General features: G+C 45.1%; 16 protein-coding genes. 4 read left to right on the top strand and 12 right to left on the bottom strand.

Annotated elements, in window-relative coordinates; genetic code table 11:
- The first annotated feature begins 322 nt into the window (after positions 1 to 322).
- Complete coding sequence (locus FC15_RS01345; protein ID WP_057823171.1) at positions 323 to 619, top strand: helix-turn-helix domain-containing protein; 297 nt, start codon at positions 323 to 325, stop codon at positions 617 to 619.
- A gap of 49 nt (positions 620 to 668) precedes the next feature.
- Complete coding sequence (locus tag FC15_RS09435) at positions 669 to 896, top strand: Rgg family transcriptional regulator (RefSeq protein WP_083479031.1); 228 nt, start codon at positions 669 to 671, stop codon at positions 894 to 896.
- Between the two features lie 349 nt (positions 897 to 1,245).
- On the opposite strand, the gene FC15_RS01340 is transcribed toward FC15_RS09435, so the two are convergent.
- From FC15_RS01340 to FC15_RS01330, 3 genes are read right to left on the bottom strand one after another with little or no spacing between them, the layout of a single operon-like run.
- Positions 1,246 to 3,027, bottom strand: a complete 1,782-nt coding sequence (locus FC15_RS01340) for an ABC transporter ATP-binding protein (protein ID WP_057823169.1) — start codon at positions 3,025 to 3,027, stop codon at positions 1,246 to 1,248.
- 1 nt (position 3,028) lies between these two features.
- Positions 3,029 to 4,744: an ABC transporter ATP-binding protein gene (locus tag FC15_RS01335; RefSeq protein ID WP_057823167.1), complete on the bottom strand. Its 1,716-nt coding sequence runs from the start codon at positions 4,742 to 4,744 to the stop codon at positions 3,029 to 3,031.
- Between the two features lie 18 nt (positions 4,745 to 4,762).
- Positions 4,763 to 5,212, bottom strand: a complete 450-nt coding sequence (locus FC15_RS01330) for a MarR family winged helix-turn-helix transcriptional regulator (RefSeq protein WP_057823165.1) — start codon at positions 5,210 to 5,212, stop codon at positions 4,763 to 4,765.
- Positions 5,213 to 5,632: 420 nt separating this feature from the next.
- On the opposite strand from FC15_RS01330, the gene FC15_RS01325 reads away from it, so the two are divergent.
- Positions 5,633 to 6,259 (top strand): NADPH-dependent FMN reductase, encoded by a 627-nt coding sequence (locus tag FC15_RS01325; protein WP_057823163.1) that lies wholly within the window; start codon positions 5,633 to 5,635, stop codon positions 6,257 to 6,259.
- Positions 6,260 to 6,289: 30 nt separating this feature from the next.
- Positions 6,290 to 7,489: an NADPH-dependent oxidoreductase gene (locus FC15_RS01320; RefSeq protein WP_057823162.1), complete on the top strand. Its 1,200-nt coding sequence runs from the start codon at positions 6,290 to 6,292 to the stop codon at positions 7,487 to 7,489.
- 110 nt (positions 7,490 to 7,599) lie between these two features.
- Here the strand turns inward: FC15_RS01320 and FC15_RS01315 are convergent, their stop codons facing one another.
- The 9 genes from FC15_RS01315 to zwf form a co-directional block, all read right to left on the bottom strand.
- On the bottom strand, positions 7,600 to 9,132 hold the full coding sequence (locus FC15_RS01315; RefSeq protein WP_057823160.1) for an ABC transporter permease/substrate-binding protein: 1,533 nt from the start codon (positions 9,130 to 9,132) through the stop codon (positions 7,600 to 7,602).
- Entirely contained in the window at positions 9,132 to 10,103 is a 972-nt protein-coding gene (locus FC15_RS01310) for an ABC transporter ATP-binding protein (protein ID WP_057823158.1), read from the bottom strand. The genes FC15_RS01315 and FC15_RS01310 overlap by 1 nt, the downstream gene beginning before the upstream one ends.
- Entirely contained in the window at positions 10,100 to 10,567 is a 468-nt protein-coding gene (locus FC15_RS01305) for an Rrf2 family transcriptional regulator (protein ID WP_057823156.1), read from the bottom strand. Before FC15_RS01305 ends, FC15_RS01310 begins: the two co-directional genes overlap by 4 nt.
- A gap of 214 nt (positions 10,568 to 10,781) precedes the next feature.
- Positions 10,782 to 12,167 (bottom strand): class II fumarate hydratase, encoded by a 1,386-nt coding sequence (locus FC15_RS01300; protein ID WP_057823154.1) that lies wholly within the window; start codon positions 12,165 to 12,167, stop codon positions 10,782 to 10,784.
- A gap of 86 nt (positions 12,168 to 12,253) precedes the next feature.
- A complete protein-coding gene (locus FC15_RS01295; protein ID WP_057823151.1) occupies positions 12,254 to 12,748 on the bottom strand; it encodes a PTS sugar transporter subunit IIA in 495 nt (164 codons plus the stop codon).
- Between the two features lie 17 nt (positions 12,749 to 12,765).
- The gene (locus FC15_RS01290) at positions 12,766 to 13,236 is read right to left on the bottom strand and encodes an arginine repressor (protein WP_057823149.1); all 471 of its coding nucleotides are present in this window, start codon (positions 13,234 to 13,236) and stop codon (positions 12,766 to 12,768) included.
- A 10-nt stretch (positions 13,237 to 13,246) separates the two neighbouring features.
- Positions 13,247 to 14,938, bottom strand: coding sequence for an arginine--tRNA ligase (argS, locus tag FC15_RS01285; protein ID WP_057823147.1), 1,692 nt, complete (start codon positions 14,936 to 14,938; stop codon positions 13,247 to 13,249).
- Positions 14,939 to 15,246: 308 nt separating this feature from the next.
- Complete coding sequence (dinB, locus tag FC15_RS01280) at positions 15,247 to 16,365, bottom strand: DNA polymerase IV (protein WP_057823145.1); 1,119 nt, start codon at positions 16,363 to 16,365, stop codon at positions 15,247 to 15,249.
- Between the two features lie 129 nt (positions 16,366 to 16,494).
- Positions 16,495 to 17,952, bottom strand: a complete 1,458-nt coding sequence (zwf, locus tag FC15_RS01275) for a glucose-6-phosphate dehydrogenase (RefSeq protein WP_057823143.1) — start codon at positions 17,950 to 17,952, stop codon at positions 16,495 to 16,497.
- Positions 17,953 to 18,185: the final 233 nt, after the last annotated feature.

Raw genomic sequence — 18,185 nt, 5'->3', positions numbered from 1 at the left:
TATCTAGTTAGTTTTTGAATTGGTTCTGGAATTGCTGAAAAATAATCAAAATATTTTTTGCGTTTGGTCTTGTGATATAATCAACTTATATCGATTCGTTGTTCTGCTATCTGATTGGTCGCAATGAGGTCTTGACCACGGATCTGACCACATTGTTCACATTAACCTTGACCACAAAACACCTTTCAACAATCTGAATCAAATCATTATTCGGTTTTCTCATTTTGACCACCATTTTCCTAAAGTTATCTTAATATAACACCAATTTTCAAAATTCATCTATTTGTTCGTTTTTTTTGGCACAAGTTAAGGAAGCTTTGATATGACAAATTTTGGAACCGCTTTTCGGAAAATTAGACAAAGTAAAAACCTTTCACTGGAAAGTGTTGCTGCGGGAATCATGAGTAAACAGGGACTATCTAGTTTTGAGCGAAAAAAAACAGATATCAGCGTGCAATTACTCGATCAATTACTCAAAAAAATTCATTTGACCATCGACGGGTTCTTCCATATTTGTGAAATTAAGGAGACGCGTCACCAAATGCTTGACCAGTTAAAATCCCTATTTATTCAAGAAGATCTTGATGGCATTGATCTTTTTATTGCACATTTTAGATAGCGCTTTCAATCTGATTGAGATATTCAATATCTTCACTTAGCCATTATCGGTGATATTTTTTAGATCCAAATTAAATCACACGGCGATTTCGATCCAAGATTCTGCGATGATCAAGAACTATTTATATCAAGTGGAAACTTGGGGAGATCATGAATTAGAATTATTTGCGAACACCTTATTCGCACTTTCACCGGAAGATGTCCAAATAATTTACACCACCGTCTTGAACAGACTCGCCGAACCATCGCGGCCAATGATTTATACGCCTCTTTCTTAGAAAAGTATGATGAGGCGTTGCTCGCCTTTCTAAAAGATCCTAACGCTTCCAGTCAGCAGTGTTGGCACTATGTCGAAATGTTGAAAGAATTAGGCAACGTCGAATTATTTGAGTTTTATGCCCATGATTTAAGACAACATGCGCAGGGCAAATTGAACTATTGATGTGCGCGAGAGACCTCAGGCGACCGGCACCACATTAGAAATGTATGATCACACGATTACAAACGCAATTCGCAACTCATAGATAAACTAAACTCGTGCTCAATTTGCCTCTTTTGTGCCCCTTAAGACTGAAAAAGTTTCAAAGGCAAAACAAAAAGCCCTACAACCGTGGGGCTTTTTGTTGACTATTCGAAAATCATCTGATTATGATAAAGCTCCGAATAGAATCCTTTTTCAGCGAGAAGTTGATGATGATTGCCTTCTTCGATCACCTGACCGTCTCTGAGGACGACGATCTTATCTGCGTTGAGAATTGTTTTAAGTCGATGGGCAATGACGAAACTGGTTCGACCAGCAATCACATTGTCCATCGCCGCCTGGATCTGTGCTTCGGTTACTGTGTCCACATTCGACGTGGCTTCATCGAGGATCAAGAGCTTCGGATCAGTCAGAATCGTTCGTGCAATCGACATGAGCTGCTTCTGCCCAGCCGAGAACAGCGAATGATCATCATCGATCTGTGTTTGATATTGATCGGGTAAACTCATAATGAAATCATGAATATTTGCTTGACGTGCCGCATCGAATAATTCCGCTTCGGTTGCGTCCGGCTTACCAAACTTGATGTTGTCGGCAATTGTCCCACTGAATAATTGTGGATCTTGCAAGACGATACCGACGTGATCTCGTAGCTGATTGAGGTCCATTTGGCGAATATCGACACCATCGAATAAAATTGCACCAGAATCGACATCATAGAATCGATTTAGCAGGTTCATCACGGTCGTCTTACCCGAGCCAGTGGGTCCAACTAGCGCAACCATCTGTCCTTGATCGACTTCAATAGACACGCCATGTAAGATTTCTTTGTCTGGCAAATAGCTAAAATGAACATCCTGAATCGTAATTTTTTCCTGAATACCGTTAAAAGCAATGCCATTGGTTGGCGCAATTTCATCAGGTTGCTCGCGAACTTCATTAATTCGGCGTGCACCTGTGATTGCCAATTGGATCATGTTGTAAAGCGACGTCAACGAACTAATTGGTTGATAATACTGCTGTGCATACTGAACGAAAATCACAACAAGTCCCAAACCAACCGCTTGATTAATATTGTTGTTCAAAACGTACCATGAGCCGAAGAAGATCACGATAGCGGTATTCAGCAATGACATGCCTTGCATCAATGGATATAAGACCCCTGACCAGGCCTGCCCTTTAAACGTCGTCTTTTTGACTTGGTCGTTGTGCTTGACGAAACCGGCGATTGAATCTTCCTGCAGGCCATTGGTGATAATGACCTTTTGCCCGGTAATCTGTTCATTAATGTAGCCGTTCAACTTGCCAACATCGTCTTGTTGGTGATTGACATACTTCTCTGCCTTGACAATCACGATTGCCGCGAGTAGGACCGCAATCGGCGTGGTGGCAATCGTCATCCACGCCATGGTCACGTTCTGCCTGAACATCATGATCAGCATGCCGACGAAGAGAATGACACTATTAAAGACTTCAAACAACGCTTGATTCATTGCGTTAAAAATATTATCCAAGTCAGATGTATACCGTGCTAAGATGTCACCATCGGAATGGGTATCAAAATAGCTAATCTGCATGCGTTGCACCTTGCGAAACAAGCCGATTCGCATCGTCCCCGTCGAACGCCCTGCCACTTGCGAGATCAGTAGCGAGCTAATTAACATCGACACCGAGATTAGAATGTAAAAAATCACGAGGTTGATGATGGCCTGATTGAAATCTGCTTTTGAAGCCGTTGCGCGTGTCGCGGGGTTCAGATAAAGTTGTAAATATTTTGCCAAATCTTCGAAGGCATGTCCCATGAAAACAGGAGCCTTCACTTGAAAATACGTGCTCATGATGGTCAACAAAATAACCAAGCTTAATTTTCGCCAATATTTTCCTAAATAATGGGCAAAGAATTGCCCTGCGCCTTTAAGATCTTTCACGTTACACCTCCTCTAATGCCTTTTGCGTCCGATAAATCTCTTGATAAACGGCATTTTGGTTGACTAATTCATGGTGAGTACCTTCACCAACCAAACGTCCTTGATCCAGGACCAAAATTCGATCCGCCTTGATGATCGACGATATTTTCTCCGCGATAATAAACGTCGTTGTGCCTTTTAATTCCTTGCCGAGCGCTTCTTGAACTAATTTTTCTGAGCGGGCATCAAGCGCACTGGTCGAGTCATCCATGATCAAGATTGCTGGTGCTTTAATCACGCCACGTGTGATCGACAAGCGTTGCTTCTGTCCACCTGAGAAATTGGCTGAACGCTCCTCAACCTTGGCATCGTATTGATCATCGAGTTTCTCAATGAACTCTGCGGCTTGGGCCACGTTGGCCGCCCATTGCATATCATCCAACGTGGCATCCTCTTTCCCCTGCCTCAAGTTATGCGAGATTGTCCCGGAAAAGAGCGTCGAACGTTGCAAGATGAACGAAACTGCTTCGCGTAACGACTTCTCATTCACCTGGCGAATATCGCGCTTGCCAACTAGCACCTCGCCAGAATCAGGATCATATAACCGAGGGATCAGTTGAGCCAACGTCGTCTTCCCTGAACCGGTCGCACCGACGATACCAATCATTTCACCGGCTTGCACCGTGAACGAAATATCACGCAGGACAGGTTGGTCATCCCCTGGATAGGTGAACGTGACATGGTTAAACGCAACGTCCCCACTCAATGGGGTTTCTGCCACATGTGGGAAAGTCAAGTCAGGTTCAGTGTCATAAATTTCTTGCAAACGCCCCAATGAGACGAAAGCACGCGAGGCACCTGTCATCATGAAGCCACCCATGACCACCGCGAATAAAATTTGCATCAAGTAGCTGATGAACGCTTGAATCGCCGCAATCATGCTAGGATCATCGGTCACCATCGTGCCGACAAGCAGAATCGAGCCGGCAACTGCTAAGTCACCAATCAAGAAAAAGGCCGGCATCAGAATTGAGAAGAGATTACCAATGCGAATCGTTGTTTCCGTCATCTCATCTGATGATTTCGAAAATTTATTGATCTGATTCTGCTCTTGAACAAATGATTTAACGACGCGCATCCCCATCAAGTTTTCACGAGCCAAGGTATTGTTTTTCTCAAGCGTCGTCTGCAACTTCTCGAAGTATTTGCCCATTCGTGTGAATGAGAACATGCTGACGGCGACGATCAAGACCAACATGATTACAATGACCCACCAGAATTTCGGCATCGTCAGAATTGCGAGGATGAAAGCCCCTAAGAACAACACGGGGATCCGAATGATCTGTTGTAAGACGCTCATGATCACCATCTGCACCTGGTTAATATCATTGGTCAAACGAATCACCAAGTTGGATGCGGAGAATTTCTCAATATTCCCAAATGAGAACGTTTGAATTTTGCGATAACCTTTTTCCCGCATATCCGCGGAAACTTCTTGTGCGGCTTTCGCTGAGAAAATCGTGTTGATGATTCCGGCGACGATGCCTAGAACAGCTAACCCGATTAATTGGAGCCCTAAATTTAAAACTGTCTGTTGATCACGGGCCAAGATGGCGGTGATCATTTCTTGCAAGATACGTGGTTGCCAAAGTGTGGCAAAAGCAATCACGAGTGTCGCAATAATGGCAATCATGGCATCACCGCGATACTTTTTCATCAAATTCATTAATGACTTCATTCGTGCCTCCCCTAAACTTTAATTCAATTGATCCACCCGATCCGCAAAAGCCTGCGTATACGCGGCTAGACTCTTTAACATCAGCGTCCGCTCGTCTTCCGGCATCTCCGACATCGTTTGATAATCTGCTGCAAATAGCGGATCAATCATTTCTGAGACATGGTGTCTGCCCGCCTCAGTGAGCCGAATTTCTTTCACGCGTCGATCTGACTGAGACTGTGTCAAATCAACATAACCTTGCTTCAGCAAACTCGTGATCACTGCATTAATTGTCTGCTTGGGCAGCAAGGTATGCGCCACCAAGAAACGTTGTGTACAGTGTTCAGGAATCGTCTGCAGAATGGCTAATACATCAATTGTTGAGCTGGAAACGCCCTTGCGACGTGCATAATCGTCTTGAACATGCTGATAGGCATGCCACTGATCATAGAATAATTTTAAATCTGATTTAATCGTTTCATTTTTCAATTGGACCCCTCATTCAATTAGTCTATTCTCGTATCGTCCGAAATGGGACTAAGAAAGTATATCAACTGCCTTGTTTGTTTTCAAGGAATTGTCCTTCAAAATCATCAAAAGTTTCAGACTTTTCTTGTTACTTTTACGATCGATCAATTAGAAGACACCAACCACTCATTTTTAATGTGCAACGTGCGCATGTCACTGATGCGTTGACGCCACTACTCAGCAAATTGCACCCAGTTTTTCCCTAAATCACAGCAAGAAATCACTCTTTTCAGGTTGAGCAGAGTCAACAATAATGAACCATATTGACGCCTCATCTAGGCTAGTGTATGCTGTAGATGTATCCATGTGAGCGCTAACACTTATCCTGAAGCAATGCACTAATTTATCCAAATCAACATGATAATTGAAAGGACTCGAGTAATGAAAAATTTAATTGCTATTGTCGGCACAAATTCAGATCAGTCCACCAATCGCCAGTTATTACAGTTCATGCGAGATCACTTCCAGCAAGTGGCTCGAATCGAATTAGTTGAGATCAAGGACTTCCCAATGTTTAACAAGCCAGCAGATAAAAAAGTCCCCGAATGTGTCCAACAGTTGGCAGCCAAGATCGACGCTGCTGATGGTGTCATCATCAGCACGCCAGAGTATGATCACGCGGTACCGGCGGTATTGATCAACGCGTTAAATTGGCTTTCATACGGTATTTATCCCTTCGTTGACAAACCCGTGATGATTACTGGTGCTTCTTATGGTGTGCTCGGTTCATCGCGAGCCCAGGCTCAACTGCGGCAGATGTTAGATGCTCCCGAGTTGCGTGCGCGAATCATGCCAAGTTCGGAATTCTTATTAGCCAACTCGTTGACCGCCTTCGATGACAAGAACCAACTGATTGATCCTGACAGTGTCGAAATGCTAGAGGGTCTTTTCACGAATTTCTTAATTTTCATCGCGATTACTGCTCAATTACAGCACGCACATGCCCAGAATCAGAAACAAGCCGCCGATTTCTCGTGGGAAGATCTTCATAACAGTCATCAAGATTAATCTAAAATTACTTGCGAAGGAGTTTTAACAATGAAATTATTAGGTCTTGTCGGATCAAATGCCGATCTTTCATACAATCGTGATCTCTTACAATATATTCAAAAAGAATATGTAGATCTATTTGATTTGGAAATCTTTGAAATCAAAGACATTCCCATGTTTAATCAAAGTCAAGATTTGACTGAGAGCGTTCTGATTCAAAACTTGAAACGAAAAATTTTTCAATCGGATGGCGTCATCATTGCCACTCCAGAACACAATCACACCGTCCCAGCAGGACTGAAAAGTGTCCTAGAATGGCTTTCGTTCAAGATTCATCCCCTGCAAGATAAGCCGGTGATGATCGTTGGCTGCTCTTATTATGACCAGGGCACTTCGCGCGCTCAACTCCATCTACGTCAAATTTTAGACGCACCGGGAGTGGGAGCAATCACGATGCCAGGCAACGAATTTCTGCTTGGACGCGCCAAAGAAGCATTTGACGAACTAGGTAACCTCAACGATGAAAAAACGCGTCAGTTCCTCGGTGAAACCTTGCATAAATTCGTCCGCTTCATTGGCGTCGCCTCACAGCTTAAAGAGCCAGAACCTTTACCAGAAGAAGATCTCCACGCCACTGGTCAAATTGCGACAACGATTCCAGATGTTGACATGCATGCCGAGGATTGGGTCGAACAGGCTATCGAAAAAGTCAAGCCCGTCAAAGGCGCGACCTACGTTGAACTTGATCGTGGCATTCTGACCGTCGATCAAATCAATGCACTCTTGAAATCAATCCCACTTGAGATCACTTTTGTAGATGCGAATAATCAATTTTTATACTACAATCACAATGCTGACTCGGCGCAAATGTTCGCCCACAGAAAACCAGGTCAGGTCGGCAATCCAATCGGCGACTGCCACCCTGCGCGCACTTACAAACATGTTCAAGCTGTCATTGCAGCATTGCGTTCTGGTCAGACTGAACGTGTTCAGATGCCTGTGCCAACGCATGGCCTGGATAAATATGTCGTTCACAACTATGCGGCCATGCATGATGATGAAGGCCACTATGCCGGCGTTAATGAGTATATTCTCGACATCAAACCAATTATTGACTTCTACCTCAAGAAAACTGGTCAGCAGCTTACCGGTGGTTCAGTCGATGCGGTCTCAAGTGCTTCACAAAAAGTGACCCCGCCTATTGCACCACAAGTTGATGCCATTTCTAGTGCCTCAAAAAAGGATTAGTTAGTCGTCAACTCAAGCAAGATAAGATGACTTATTATTTCAAAAGAAAGAGGATCAAGATAGGAAAAACCTATCTTGGTCCTCTTTTAATTTTGTGTGAAATCACGACACTATTTTGATGGGTCTAGAATCTTGCTTTTGATCAAGAATTCCCGCGCAACCTTGGCAGCCTTACGATGCTCAACAGTCACTTGATAATTCATTTCTTGCATTTGAGTCGTGGTAATTTTGCCGGCAAGCTTATTAAGACTCTTGATGACGCCTGGATGCTTCTCTGCGAAGCTGGTCATCATTACCGGCGCGCCCTGATAAGGAGGGAAAAACTTCTTCGTATCCTCCAACAAGACCAGTCGATACTTCTTCACCTGTGGATCAGTCGTATACGCATCCGTTACGCCTAATTTACCATCGGCCAAAGCCTCATAACGCAACGAAGGCTCCATTGTGCGCACTGTCTTGAAATTCAACCCATAGGCTTTTTTCAGCCCAGGATAGCCATCAGGTTGTTGGTAAAAATCGGGATCGAAACCCGCCAGTAATTCTGGATGAGCCGCTAAGTCTGCCACAGCTTTTAACTGATACTTCTTCGCAGTGGCTTCAGTGACCGCCATCGCATAACCATTCTGATAAGCCATGGGTTTCAAGTAAGTCATCCTGAACTGATTGGCGAGTGCCTTCTTGGCTGTCTGATAAGCCGTTTGTGGATCATGATCGACGCCTCGATCTGTTTTAACTAAGGATTGCAACACCGTTCCCGTGAATTCCGGATAGATCTGGATCTGATCACTCTTGAGTGCCTTGAACAGAAAACTCGTCCCACCGAAATTTCGCTTGACGTTGACTTTGAGCTCTGGATGATCTGCCTCAATTAAATCCTTGTACATATTGATTAGGATCTCTGGTTCACCGCCCATTTTCCCAGCAATTGTGATTGTTTCTGTCTGGGGATGAATTAACGCACGGACGCCATAGAAGCCCGCACCTATAACAGCTAAGACAGCGACACCGATACCTAATTTCTTGAAAGAAACGTGTGACAAGCGCCGAATCAACCAGCTCGCCACCAGCGCTAAAATAGCGGCTAGGACGGCCCCAATCAGTAATGCATCGTTATTGTTGCTTTGTATGCCTAAGAGAATATAGGTCCCTAATCCACCGCCGCCAATCAACGCAGCTAGTGTGGCTGTCCCAATGATCATCACGACTCCGATCCGAATACCGGACAGAATCATTGGCATTGCCAGTGGAATTTGAATTCGGAAAAGCTTATACCGCTTGGAAACACCCATCGCATCTGCGGCCTCTAACAATAAGGGATCGATGTTAGTTAGCCCCGAATAAGTATTTGAGAACACCGGCATGATTGCATATAAAACCAAGGCAATGATTGCCGGAACCGTGCCAATACCAACAAACGGGATCAGCAAGCCCAGGATTGCCAGGCTGGGAATCGTCTGAATCACGCTGGCAACTTGCAGCACGAATTCCCCACCGCGTCGATGATCCAGCAGCACGACCGCTAATGGAATCGCAATCAAAATCGTGATCACGGCTGCAATAGCTGAGATTTCGATATGTTGACCTAGCGAGAGCCAAATTTCCTGGCGATTGTTTTCTAAGTAGTTGATCAATGACGCTAGCATTATTTCGCCTCCCCAATTCGTGCCAAGTAAGCAATTAAATCAGCGGGCTTCAATAAACGACCAGCCACTTGAACGATCTGTTGTGGCTGTTGCTGAACCAGATTGGCCCAATCAAAAATTGTGTCGCTCTTAGCGAGTTGCTCGACTTGCCCGGAAAAAATCACGCCTGAAGCTAACGCGCTGGCAGATTTTGACGTCACTCTTTGACCAAGTCCCGCGTCTAAGACAGCTTGCATGAACTGACGTCGAATCGAATCGTCGTCGAAAAAATCGTGGACAAATTCATTCGCGGGTTCGGCTAAAATTTGAGTGGCTGTACCGACCTGCAATAATTCACCATCGTGGACGACCGCCAATCGATCCGCCAAGTGAATGGCCTCGCGCATATCATGCGTCACAAAGACGAAGGTTGTCGTCAACTCTTGATGTAATTGTAGAATCAGTTCTTGCAACTGTCGCTTCGAGATCGGATCCAATGCGCTAAAGGGCTCGTCCATTAGAATCAACTTGGGATTGGCGGCCAGCGCACGGACAATCCCGATGCGTTGTGCCTCACCTCCAGAAAGCTCATTAGGATAACGCGTCAAGAACGTTTCTGGATCCAAGTCAACCTTCTTCAGTAATTCAACGATACGCTGATGTCGTTTGGGCGCTTGCCAACCAAGCGCCTCTAACTGAACGCCTGCGTTTTGCTCAACCGTCATATTGGGAAATAGTGCGCCGGCTTGTAAGACGTAACCCGTATGACGACGTAAATTTTCCAAATCCATTTCCGCCACATTTTGATCATCAATCCTAACTTGACCTGCTGTTGGAACCACCAGTCGATTGATCATTTTGAGCAACGTCGTTTTACCACTCCCCGAGGGTCCCACCAAGACGAATAATTCGCCATCATTAATCGTCAGGTTTAAGTTCTGTAAGGCATTTTCCTGACCATAGGTTTTTGTCACCTGTTCAAATTCGATCATCGTTTGTCTCCCCCCGCTTCTGTCACTGACCCTTGTCCTTTTTCATGCGCCAACCTTTGGATTTCGTCGATGATCTGTTGCAATGTGATCGTCGACATCTTCTGTTCTGCGGCCGTTTGAATCACCTGGTAGACGGGGCCCAACGCACCCTGAATATTACCACCAACCACACACAGCGGATCGGTATCCAAATCTAAATGCAACAGCGTCTGCTCATCGTCAACTGCGCGATAAATATCCAGCAAGCTGATCTGGTCGGCCGGCCGACTCAAATGTGGCGCCACCATCCCCGGTCGACTCACCAATAAATCTGCCTTCACCAAACGTGCCATCAAACGCCGAATCAAACTGGGATTAGACTGAATACTCGCCGCAATCGCACGACTAGAAAGATTATCGTCTGCATAGATGACGACGAACGCTAGAATATGAATGGCATCGCTCAACCGATGTGAATATTTCAAGACAAGACTCCTCTCTAGACCATTTTGATCACATCACTTAAAAAAATCATACTGTTATTTATAAAGTAACTTGTGTCAAAAGGATATCACTTTCAAGAAGGTCACGCAATTAATGCGGCTTGAAGGAAAGGCGTGATTTCTAAGACACTGCTCTAAATTCCAGCTAAAAAAACACATCCATCATTGATGGCGTGTCTTAGAAAAAATATTCAATTTATTCAATCGTCGTCATCTTCAACAGATCGACCCAATCTTCGAATTGTGCCTCGGTCACTCGGCCAGAAGCGAGTGCTGCGGCTTTCAGCGTGGTCTGCTCACGCAGAGCTGCTTGGGCAATCGCGGCGCTGGCTTCATAGCCAATATGTGGTGAGAGCGCGGTCACCATCATGAGTGAATTCTCAACGGTTGCGCGCATCGCCTGTTCATTGGCGGTCAATCCTCGTACTAACAGGAGATCGAATTGCGCGATGCCACCTGCAAGTAAATCCGCTGATTCAAGAAATGTCGCAATGATCACTGGTTTGTAGACATTCATCTCAAAATTACCTTGGCTATTGGCCACGCCAATTGTCACGTCGTTGCCAATCACGCGTGTGGCAATCATTGTCAACGCTTCGGCTTGTGTGGGGTTGATTTTACCAGGCATAATTGAACTGCCAGGTTCGTTGGCAGGAATCGATAATTCGCCGTATCCACCACGAGGACCACTCGCCAAAAAACGAATGTCGTTGGCGATTTTTAAGAGGTCGGTCGCCAATGTCTTCAATGTGGCGTGAGCATTCGTGAGTTCTGTGTGTGCCGATAATCCATGAAACTTATTGGTCATATTCTTAAACGGCGTCTCAAGTCGCTGAGCCAGCTGAGCAATCACTTGGTTGGTGATCTGTGGGGTCGTGTTTAATCCTGTCCCCACTGCCGTCCCCCCCAATGGTAACTCAAGTAAGGTCTGTTGAGTAGCCGTGATCGCGGTTAAGTCAGCATTCAAGGTTGCGCGCCAGCCGGAAACCTCCTGGCCAAACGTGATCGGCGTGGCGTCCTGTAAATGTGTTCGTCCCAATTTAACCGTTCGTTGATGACGTCTTTCTAACGTCGCTAGACTTGCGTTCAAACTCTGAACAGCCGCAATCGTCCGCATCAGTGCAGAATAGGCAACTATCTGCATCGCCGTTGGAAACGTATCGTTAGAACTCTGGCCGGCATTCACGTGATCATTTGGCAAAACAGGGGGTTGATGGTGCTGGGACGACTGACGATCGACATTAGCCAAATGTGCGATCACTTCGTTCACATTCATATTGGTCTGCGTGCCGGACCCGGTCTGATAAACACGCAGGGGAAAGTGTTGACGTAGCTCCGCATCAGTTAACGAAGTCAATTGCTGACAGACTCGTACGATTGCTTCGCCAATATCGGCCTTAATCACCCCTTCTTGCGCATTGACTGCCGCTGCGGCCCATTTGATTTGGATTAGTGCACGAATCAAGGAGAGTGGCATTAACGGGCCCGTCGTGAAGTTGTGTCGTGATCGTTCGGTTTGTGGCCCCCACCAAACCTCATCCGGAATCTGAACCTCACCCAATGAATCCTGTTCAATTCGCATGTTAAACTCCTTTCAACTCAGTCGATTTTATTTTCAAAAAAAAGAAGTGCCCTGATAGTGACGGCACTTCATTCTCACCAATTATCTTATTCTGCGTGTACGCGGCCAATTCGGTGTCCGCCCAAAAAGGGACCATACTGGATATCGAAATGTGCAGCGCGTTCTGCCGAATTTGAAAAAGTGACCACGATCATTTCGTTTAAATCTGCAGCGCGAATACGACTCATACTCACCGTCGCGATCCGCCGACCAGCTTTAATCGTCTGACCATGCTGGACTCGAATATGAAATGGCTCACCATTTAGCGTATACGTATTGATGCCGAAATGAATCATCACGTCTAAGCCATTGTCCATGCGAATACCCATTGCGTGCTGAGTGCTGGCAATCATCGTGACCACGCCAGAAACTGGTGAGTAGATGATGCCATCTGTCGGTTCCATCGCAAACCCATCACCCAATGTTCGCTGTGAAAAAATTGGGTCCGGCACTTTGATCAAATCAACCACATCACCATCAACTGGCGCATAGATCGGCATTTCGTTGAGATTCTTTTTAGCACCTAAACCAAACCAACGCACCTTCATTACCTCTCAGCCTAAAGTAAACGTAAATGTTCGTTCAAAAAATTGGCGACAGTGGTTGCTTGATCCGAACTCTCGCAGACTGCAACCACCGTATCATGCCCGGCAATCGTGCCAAGAATATCGGTTGGCGGCGTATGCCGTAAATCATCCAAAGCTGCAGCCAAGAAATTTCCATAACTTGGGCTCGTGTGGATGATCACCAAAAATTCAACGGTATCAACAGATTTTGTGACTGTTTTTAGCGCGGAGAACAACCGTGCTTGCGCATCCCCCGTTGTTTCAGTCGATAACTTAAGATAACGCGACTTGCCATATTCGTCGCGCATCTTGGTGATCTTCAACTCACGAAGATCGCGGGATAACGTGGCTTGAGTCGTCTTGAGGCCATATTCATGTAGATACCCTTGCAATTCTTCCTGGGTATGCACCAAATGTTCTTGAACAATCTTTTCTAGGATACTATGACGTTCTTTTTTATTCATCATGATACACCTACATCTCTTCTGGTGCTTGCACACCTAATAATGCTAGCGCTTGTTGTAAGACTTGGCTCGTTGCTTCAACTAATGCTAATCTGGCATTGAGTTGATCGTCTGCAACAAGAATTTTTGAATTTGCATAGTACTTGTTGAATGTCTTCGAGAGACGCAACGCATATTTTGCAATAACTGAAGGCTCATATTCGCGTGCGGCACGCAAAACTGTCGCAGGAAATTCGGCTAAAAACTTAATGGTATCCCACGCCGCTGGATCATCAATGGTCAAATTACCCTGACGATCGGCATGATGCCCAGCTTTACGTAGAATACTTTGTGCACGTGCATTGGAATATTGAACGTATGGCCCAGTTTCACCCTCGAAGCGCACAACCTCAGCCAAGCTAAAGTCGAAGCTATCCAAACGATCATTCTTGAGATCGTGGAAAATAACGGCGCCAACCCCAACTTGATGTGCCACTTGATCGGCATTCGGCAAGTCTGGATTCTTAGCGGCAATCTGTTGTTTCGCCAGATCGACGGCTTCATCTAAGACTTTCTCCAAGAGGACAACATTACCCTTACGTGTCGACAACTTCTTGCCATCCTTCGTGATCAAACCGAATGGCACGTGAATAATATCATCTGCCCAATCATCGCCCATCTTCTTCAGGACAGCTTTCAATTGTTTGAAGTGCTCCGTTTGCTCGTTACCAACGACGTAGAGTGACTTGGCAAAATGGAATTGATGGTAACGATCTGTTGCTGCCGCCAAATCACGGGTGATGTAAAGGGTCGCGCCATCTGAACGTTTGATCAAAGCAGGTGTCAAATTCTCATCGGTCAAATCAACAATTTGTGCCCCGCGACTTGGTTGTAGCAAATTCTTGGCTTTCAAATCATCGACGATTGGATCCATCTTGTCGTTATAATAAGCTTCTCCATTGAACGAATCGAATTGAATTCCCAAACGATCATAGATCTTCTGGAATTCAGCAAGCGATAATCTCCGGAACCATTCCCATAAATGTGTCGCTTCTGGATCGCCATCTTCCAGCTTCTTGAACCAAGCACGTCCTTCATCATCCAACTCAGGATCCTTCTCGGCTTCTGCATGGAAACGCACATAATACTTCAGCAAGTTGCTGATTGGATCGGCTTTGATTTCTGCTTCGCTACCCCACTTATGATAAGCAACGATCAACTTGCCGAATTGAGTGCCCCAGTCACCCAGATAATTGATTTTGATTGGATGATAACCAATCTTGGCATAGATGTTCGCCAACGCATTCCCAATGACAGTCGAGCGCAAGTGACCCATCGACATTGGCTTAGCAATGTTAGGCGAGGACATATCAATTGGCACATTACCGTTCTCACCAAGAGTTGCGTCGCCGTAGTGGTCACCTTCATTAAAGATATCTGCCAAAGTCGCCTCGGCAAATTCACCCTTGTCTAAGAAAAAGTTGACGTATGCGCCGTTTGCCTCGATTTTTTCATAAGGCGCATGATCGAGTTCTGCCACTAGAGCTTGTGCAATCTGTTGTGGTGCCTGATGACGAGTCTTAGCTAGCACGAAAGTTGGAAAAGCATAGTCGCCTAGTTTTGATGATTTTGGTACTTCGAGTAATTCATTGATCTGATCGTGATCCAATTCATCTGCTAGAGCCGCATGCAGGGTGTTCACGATGGTTGTTTTGATATCCATGTTATCCTCCATTTTACGAAAGAAAATCCGTCCCTACTATCGAAGAGACGGAGATTCCGCAGTTTGCTTGTCCTAATCGATTAAGTTGATCATCAAAATCAACCTCGCATCGCGTAACAAGTCTTATTTCCCTGATCACCGAAGAATGATCTAATCGCTATTTATTTTATACATTAAGTATACAGTCTTTGATCCTGAAATACCATCACAAACTGTTTAAAAAATCGCTATCATTAAAATATTTTCTAATCATCCTGGCGTCAACTGCTTAGGAAGCGTTATTCTCTCGCTGATTCGAGTCAACTCATTCATTCAAAGAGCGGTAAGTCGACGTTCTCAAAGGATCGCGGTACCAGGTCGGTCACTGTGATCCCAAGTAGTCGAATACCTTGACTGAGATCACCATAAGTTTGCCAAAGCTGCCAGGCAACCTGAAAAATTGTTGCTTCGTCAGACAAATATTGATCAAAGGATTGACGTTTCGTGGTTGTCTGAAACAACTGATTACGCATCTTTAGCACCACCACTCGACCATGTAGCTGCTTCTTGGCCAGTGCTTGAGCAACCTGTTGACTGATGAGCTTCAGTTCGCGTTGTACGCGTTCGTCGGCTTCAATTGACGGGTTGTAAGTTCGCTCCTTACCGATTGATCGCCGTTCACGTTGTCCTTGAACTGGACTATCATCGATGCCACGCGCGTGTTTATACAGCACGACACCCATTTTCTTATAATGTCTGATCAGCGTCATCTGTGAAAGTCGTAAGAGATCGCCGCCGGTATAAACATTGAGCTCGTGTAAACTTTCTTGCGTCTTCGTGCCAACACCAAAGAACTGACTAATGGGCAAATCGGCCAGAAAATCGTGCGCCTGCTCAGGCCGAATAATCGTGCGTCCCACTGGTTTATTGTGATCAGAAGCCACTTTTGCTAGAAACTTATTATAAGAGATTCCAATCGAACAAGTGAGCCGTGTTTTTTTCAAAATTTGATGTTGGATCCACATGGCCAACTTGATGGTGTTCTTCTCATGAAGCTTGTTGTGGGTCACATCGAGAAACGCCTCATCGAGTGAAATTGGTTCGATCTCGTCAGTCACTTGGTGAAAAATCTCGTGGATCTGCGCCGAGACCACACGATACAACTCAAAATGTGGCGGCACGAAAATAAGTAACTCTTTAGGAATCAATTTGAGCGCTTGAGCTGCAGGCATCGCCGAATGAACGCCATACTGGCGCGCGACGTAATTTGCCGTGGTCACGACGCCATGACCATGATTATCGCGGGGATCATTGGCAATCACTACCGCACGCGACTTGAGTTCGGGATGTTCACGAATTTCGACTGAGGCATAGAAGGCATCCATGTCCACATGCACAATTTTGCGATCCGTATGATATTGTAACGGAATTTCCAACCATTCAGCCACGACAGCCTCCCTCCTCCAAAAAAGCTATGAATTCCACAACGACAGCTGTCGATTGAAATTCATAGCTTAATCTATTCAATGCACCAATTCAATACACTGGATGTTGCCTACCAGTGTCTCATCAATTTCTTATCCTTGATAAAGCCAATGACGCCCAGTTTTAGCCAACAAATCAGTGGCTGCTTTTGGTCCCATCGAACCGGATTCGTAGTTTGGAAACTCAGGTTGAAATTCCTTTGCCCAAGCTGCACGGATTGCATCGACGAAGTGCCATGAACCAGCCATACCTTCCCATTGCGCGAAGTTGCCCTGCTTACCCAAAACTGCCTCGAGTAATAGACGTTCATAAGCATCTGGCACCAGCTCTTGTTGGTCATCGTCGAGTAAGTCGCTCAATTGATGCGATTCGATGAAATTACTCGTTCCGATTTTCTTACCATTGATCTGCAACAAGACGCCCGATTCAGGCTCAACTTCAATGGTCAAAACCGGTGAAGTTGGCGTTTGTTCGGTGAACAAAGGATGTTCTTCTGCCTTGAAGACCACATCAATGCGAGTATTCTTCGTTGCTAAACGTTTCCCGGTACGCACATAGAATGGCACACCTTGCCAATCTGGTAAGTCTAAATCGATCTCACCAGCAACAAATGTCTCCACGTTTGATTGCGGATCGGTTTTATCCTCATCGCGATAAGCCAACTGTTGCTGATCTGAACCAGCACCATATTGCCCACGAACAAACTTTTCAGCGACCTCAGCCTCCGAATAAACTGGCAGACTTGCAAAGACTTGTGCTTTAGACTGGTTGATCTCACGATCCGTGTAATGTTCCGGTTTAGGAAACGTCAGCATCGCAATTATCTGCATGATATGATTCTGAACCATATCACGTAAGGCACCGGCAGTCTCGTAATAGCCTGCACGTTCCTCGACCCCCAATGATTCGGCTAATGTGATTTGAATATTATCAATAAACTTATTATTCCAGATTGCGGACAAGAACGGATTACCAAAACGGAGATAAGGAATATTTTGAATCATTTCCTTACCCAAATAATGGTCAATTCGGAACACCTGATCAGGATCAAATGTCTCAATAATCGCCTGATTTAACGCATGCGCAGACGGATAATCATGCCCAAATGGTTTCTCAATGATCAACCGATCGTAACCTCGATCACTTAATAGGTTCTCGGACTTCAAATGTTGAGCAATCGTTCCGAATAAATCCGGTGCCATCGCCATATAGAAAATACGATTACCATTCAGCTGATATTTCTCATCCAGTTGATCGATGATTTTTTTGAGTGCCACATAATGTTCAGAATCCTTCACATCGTGGGATTGATAATAAAAGTGGCTCACAAAAGCTGCTTTTTGTTCGTCAGTCCCCTTGGATAATTGACTCACGATCCCCTGACGGAAATAATCGTGCGTCCAAGGGCGCCGCGCTGTCCCAATCACCGCAAAATGCTGATCAAGGGAACCTTTTAAATATAGTTGAAAGAGTCCTGGATAAAGCTTGCGGTGCGCTAAATCGCCAGAACCGCCAAATATCACGAATAAAACATTATTTTCTTTAGCCATTAGTTAACCGAACCTTTTCTTCATAAATATCCATCATATTTAGTTTACACTACTCTAGTCTAAATCTTAAATGTTTTCTCTTGATTGAGTGAAATTTATCGTGTGAATCGTGTTTACGACCTTGATGTTTCAGTTCACTGAACCCGTCAGTCCACTGCGTGGAAAGTCGTTGCCTGACTCAGAGATGGCTATCATGTGTCGTCGCAAAACATGACACAAAAAAACCAGGAATC

The organism is Lapidilactobacillus concavus DSM 17758 (assembly GCF_001435835.1).
GTDB lineage: Bacteria > Bacillota > Bacilli > Lactobacillales > Lactobacillaceae > Lapidilactobacillus > Lapidilactobacillus concavus.
The sequence above is the reverse complement of the archived record's forward strand: the minus strand, read 5'-3'. Positions and strand labels throughout refer to the sequence as shown.